This is a genomic window from Ornithinibacter sp. (assembly GCF_035443565.1).
Taxonomy (GTDB): domain Bacteria; phylum Actinomycetota; class Actinomycetes; order Actinomycetales; family Dermatophilaceae; genus Fodinibacter.
Genome location: NZ_DAORSO010000158.1, coordinates 1 through 4,574 on the forward strand (window position 1 = coordinate 1; position 4,574 = coordinate 4,574).

The 4,574-nt window shown below is 73.0% G+C and carries 5 protein-coding genes; all 5 read right to left on the reverse strand.

The window, feature by feature from the left end; translation table 11 throughout:
- The coding region (locus tag PLL68_RS12385) for a nitronate monooxygenase (RefSeq protein ID WP_324534520.1) at positions 1 to 1,488 on the reverse strand (1,488 nt) is incomplete at its 3' end.
- Positions 1,489 to 1,561: 73 nt separating this feature from the next.
- The gene (locus tag PLL68_RS12390; protein ID WP_324534522.1) at positions 1,562 to 2,461 is read right to left on the reverse strand and encodes a 5-oxoprolinase subunit C family protein; all 900 of its coding nucleotides are present in this window, start codon (positions 2,459 to 2,461) and stop codon (positions 1,562 to 1,564) included.
- On the reverse strand, positions 2,458 to 3,153 hold the full coding sequence (locus PLL68_RS12395; RefSeq protein ID WP_324534524.1) for a 5-oxoprolinase subunit B family protein: 696 nt from the start codon (positions 3,151 to 3,153) through the stop codon (positions 2,458 to 2,460). The genes PLL68_RS12390 and PLL68_RS12395 overlap by 4 nt, the downstream gene beginning before the upstream one ends.
- On the reverse strand, positions 3,150 to 3,923 hold the full coding sequence (locus PLL68_RS12400; protein ID WP_324534526.1) for a LamB/YcsF family protein: 774 nt from the start codon (positions 3,921 to 3,923) through the stop codon (positions 3,150 to 3,152). The genes PLL68_RS12395 and PLL68_RS12400 overlap by 4 nt, the downstream gene beginning before the upstream one ends.
- A gap of 96 nt (positions 3,924 to 4,019) precedes the next feature.
- A complete protein-coding gene (locus tag PLL68_RS12405; protein ID WP_324534528.1) occupies positions 4,020 to 4,226 on the reverse strand; it encodes a cold-shock protein in 207 nt (68 codons plus the stop codon).
- Positions 4,227 to 4,574: the final 348 nt, after the last annotated feature.

Sequence of the window (4,574 nt, forward strand, 5' to 3'; positions counted from 1 at the left end):
GCTGGGCAGGCCCTCCTGGAGGTAGGCGAGCGCCTGGGCGGCGGTCCACCCCTGCGGATGCCGGGCGATCAGGTCGCGCGGACCGTCGAGGTCCTCGCCGAGGGTCATGATCCGGTCCTCGACGTACCCGTCCTTGCGGTGTTGTGCCATGCCGATCGTCGCGACGAGGCCGTTGCACAGGCACTTCCGCCCCACGGTGTCGTCGACCGACCCACCCTTCTTGACGAACATGTGCACCGGTTCGGCGGCGCAGCGGTAGCCGATGCTGCCGTCCTCGCGCTGGTAGGCCTGGCGCAGGTACGACAGGTCGCACAGCCGAGGCCGGGACTCGTAGACGGCCTCCTCGCTGACCGTTCCGTCGACGGAGATCACCTTGAACGGGAACCCGGTCGGGCTGGCCCGTGGGTCGTTGCGCACGACCAGCTCACCGTCGCGCAGCCGCCCCAGCAGCAGGGACCGGGCCTCGTCGGTCAGCCCCGAGTCCGACGACAGGGCGAAGACGGTGCCGACCTGCACGCCCTGGGCGCCGGCCGCCACCGCGGCGGCCACCCGCTCGGACGTGCCGTAGGCGCCGGCCATCCAGAACGGCAGGCCGATCGCGGCCATCTTGGTGAGGTCGGCCTCGTCGCGAGCCCCGTAGATGGGCGCGCCGTGTTCGTCGAGCTGCATCTTCCCGCGCGGCGGCGCGGAGTGTCCGCCTGCCGGTGGGCGTTCGACGATGAAGCCGTCGGGGCGGATCTCGGGGTCGCGGTGCAGGTACGACGCCAGCTGGTCCAGCGAGATGATCGCGAGGAAGTTCGGGCGCGTGAGCGGCGGCAGGTCGTCGCCGAGCAGCGCGACCGGGTCGGCCTCGACGTAGTGGTGCTCGGTGCCCCCCGAGACGTCGACGGGGATGCGTCCGACCCGTCCCGCGGCGAGTGCCCGAATGAGCTGGGGGATCTCGCGTGGGATGCCCGCGCCCATGAGGACGTAGTCGACACCGGCGAGCATGGCCCCGAGGATGGCCGTCGGGTTGGCCATCTGGATCTTCTCGAGGCAGTTCGTGCCCACGACGCCGTCGTGACCCTCCTTCGCCAGCCACACCTCGGCGAAGTTGCCGACGAGGGCCAGCTCCTGGGCGGCGACCGAGGTGTCGATGGTGAGCTTCGGCAGAGGCTTGTACGGGGCGTCCTCGGCGCGGCCGCCCTCGATGAAGTACTTGTCGAGCACCCGCTGCGCCATCGCCGGGCTGGGGAAGTGCTCGAGGGCTCGCCGGTAGTGCCCGCCCGCGTCGCCGTCCTGGAGGCGGCGGGCGATCACGGCATCCATCGCCGTCCCCGAGATGACCCCGAGCTGCCCGGCGCGCGAGACGGCTCGCGCCAGTCGCCACCCCGAGACCGCGACCCCCATCCCGCCCTGGATGATCGCCGGGTGACGTCGTTCAGGTCGTGGCGCGATGGCCTCGTCGGCAGTCGGCAGCTCGGTGGTGTCGGTCAGGGTCGAGGCCATGGGTGGCTCACCTTCGGTCGTTCCGGGTCTGCGTCGTCGCAGGTGTCGTGTCCGCAACCTACGGTAGCGTAAGTTAGGGCGAAGGGCGCAGCCGGACGAGGTCGCCGGGGCGCAGCTGGGCGGCGCGATCGATCGCGGATGCCGTGAGCACCGCGATCACGGGATAGCCGCCGGTTGCGGGGTGGTCGGCGAGGAAGAGCACGGGAGCCCCGCCAGCGGGGATCTGCACCGCGCCCCGCACGAGCCCCTCGCTGGGCAGCTCCACGTCGCGGTAGGGGGCTGCTCGTTCGACGCGGAACCCGCTGAGCCGCAGCCCGATCCGGTCACTGTCGCCGTGGACGTGCCACGTCGTGCCGAGGAGGCCGCCGAGCGAGGACCCCCACCCGCCGACCCACGCCGACCGTGGCCCGGGCAGCACCTCGAGCTCGGCCACCCCGGTGTCGCCCGAGCCCCAGGGCACCGCATGGCTCGGGTGGGCGGCCTGGTCGACGTGGGGGAAGGTGGCTCCCGCCGGCCCGACGGGCAGCACGTCGCCGGCGCGCACCGGGGGCGGCCCGACCCCGGACAACGTGTCCGCCGAGCGCGAGCCGAGCACCGGCGCGACGTCGATGCCGCCGCGCACGGTGAGGTAGGTGCGCAGGCCCGCGGCCGGCATCCCCAGGGTGAGCACCGAGCCGTGGGCGAGGTCGACGAGGCTGGCGTGCCCGATCGGGCGATCATCGACGCGGGCCGGAGCCGGGGCGCCGGTCAGCGCGACGGTGAGGCGGCCGCGGGCCCGCACGCGCAGGCCGCCGAGCAGCACCTCGAGGGACGCGAGGTGTTCGTCGTTGCCGACGAGGCGGGCGCCCAGTCGGTGTGCCGAGCGGTCGGCGGCGCCGGAGTGGCCGACTCCGACGCTGGCGTGGCCGGGTCGGCCCTCGTCCTCGATGAGCACGAGCGGGCCGGTTTCCAGGACCTCGAGAGCCGGGATCACCGGGACGCCTCGATGTCGACGAAGCGCACCCGGGTGCCGGGGGTGAGCACCGCCGGTGGGCTGCGATCGGGGTCCCAGAGAACGGCATCCGTCGTGCCGATGAGCTGCCACCCGCCGGGGGAGGCCCGCGGGTAGACACCGGTGAACTCCCCGGCCAGCGCGACCGATCCGGCGGGCACCCGGGTGCGCGGGGACTCGCGGCGGGGTACCTGGAGGCGTGGATCGCCGCCGACGAGGTAGCCGAAGCCCGGGACGAAGCCACCGAAGGCCACTCGCCACAGGGTGCTCGTGTGGGCCCGCACGACCTCGGCAGGGGCGAGGCCGGTCATCGCCGCGACCTCCGCGAGGTCGGCGCCGTCGTAGCGCACGACGATCTCGACCTCGCCCTGTGCGGGTGGCGATGAGGGTGGGGGTGGGGAGGCGGCGAGGGCGCGGGCCGCGGCCCCGAGCGCGGGCAGGTCGGCACCCGGCCGGGTGTGCAGCAGCACCGTCCGGGCCGCCGGCACGACATCGATCACGCCGGGCCAGGGCCCCTCGCCGCGGTCGACGGCAGCCCGCACTCGCTCGTGCAGCGCCAGGACCTCGGCGATCCCGGACTCAGCAGCCCCGGACACCTCGAGCAGCAGCGCGTCCGGGCCGGCGGGCAGGACCGTGAGCCCTCGGCGCGACGCGGGAGCGGGCTCGTCGCTCACGTCGCGGCGGTGACGAAGGGGGTGATGTGGATGCCGGCCCCCTCGAGGGCGTCGCGCACGGCGCGGGCCAGCGCGACGGCATCCGGGGTGTCGCCGTGGGTGCAGACCGACCGAGCATCCACGGCGACGACCTCGCCCTCGACGGAGACGACGGTGCCCTCGACGGCGAGGCGGACGACCCGCTCGGCCACGGCGTCCGGGTCACGGTGCAGGGCCTCGGGGTGCGAGCGCGGCACCAGGTGACCGGTCGCCGCGTACCCGCGGTCGGCGAAGGCCTCGCCCACGACGGTCAGCCCCTCGGCCTCGGCGATGCGCAGCAGCACCGAGCCCGGCAGGCCCAGCAGGGGGAGGGTGCGGTCGTAGGCGGCCACGGCATCCACGACGGCCCGGGCCTGACCCTCGTCGACGGCGGCCGTGGTGTACAGGGCGCCGTGGGGCTTGACGTACGCGACGCGGGTCCCCGCCACCCGGCACATCGCCTCGAGGGCACCGAGCTGGTAGAGCACGTCGGCGGTGAGGTCGTGCGGGTCCATGTCCATGCGGCGGCGCCCGAAGCCGGCCAGGTCGCGGTAGGAGACCTGCGCCCCGATGACCACCCCCCGCTCGGCGGCCATGGCCACGGTGCGGCGGATCGTCGTGGCGTCGCCGGCGTGGAAGCCGCACGCGATGTTGGCGCTGGTCACCACGTCGAGCATCGCCTCGTCGTCACCGACCACCCAGGTGCCGAAGGACTCCCCGAGGTCGGCGTTGAGGTCGATCCGCACGGTCATGCCCGAAGGCTAGTGTGCGCCGGACATGACACGACCGCCGCCCGGTTGCCCGGACGGCGGTCGTGTGAGGTGCCCCGAGGGGCAACAGGTGGAACGTCAGCCGATGACGGTGATGTTCGCGGCCTGCGGGCCCTTCGCGCCCTGCTGGGTCTCGTACTCGACCTTGGCGTTCTCGTCGAGCGAACGGTAGCCGTTCGAGTTGATCGCCGAGTAGTGGGCGAAGACGTCGGCGGAGCCGTCGTCGGGGGCGATGAAGCCGAAGCCCTTGTCGGCGTTGAACCACTTCACGGTGCCAGTAGCCATAGGAAGGCCTACTTTCTGAGAGAGGAGTACCACCCGCTTGTCGGGGGACTCCGCGTTGGTGATGCCTGTAGTACCTCTGCTCAGAAAGTGCTCTGTCCCGGCGGGACGTTCTGCCACTACTTCACAACGGAAAGCTCAACAACTGGTGACAACACTACCGGCTACCGGCGAGTTCACCACAACCACGTGCCGCAGTGGTCGATCCAGCCTTCGTGGGCTGGCCCGATGACGACCACCAGAGGAGACGGCCAGACCCCCCTGACCCGCCTGACGGCCAACTCCGTGGGCACCCACGGGACGGTCGTGGCCCGGGTGCGCAAGCAGTTGTCCGTGCGCCGTGCGCCGTGC

Excerpts from the sequence above, each read along its gene's own strand:
- PLL68_RS12400 (WP_324534526.1), bottom strand. The coding sequence starts at position 3,923 with ATGACCGTGCGGATCGACCTCAACGCCGACCTCGGGGAGTCCTTCGGC.
- PLL68_RS12405 (WP_324534528.1), bottom strand. The coding sequence starts at position 4,226 with ATGGCTACTGGCACCGTGAAGTGGTTCAACGCCGACAAGGGCTTCGGC.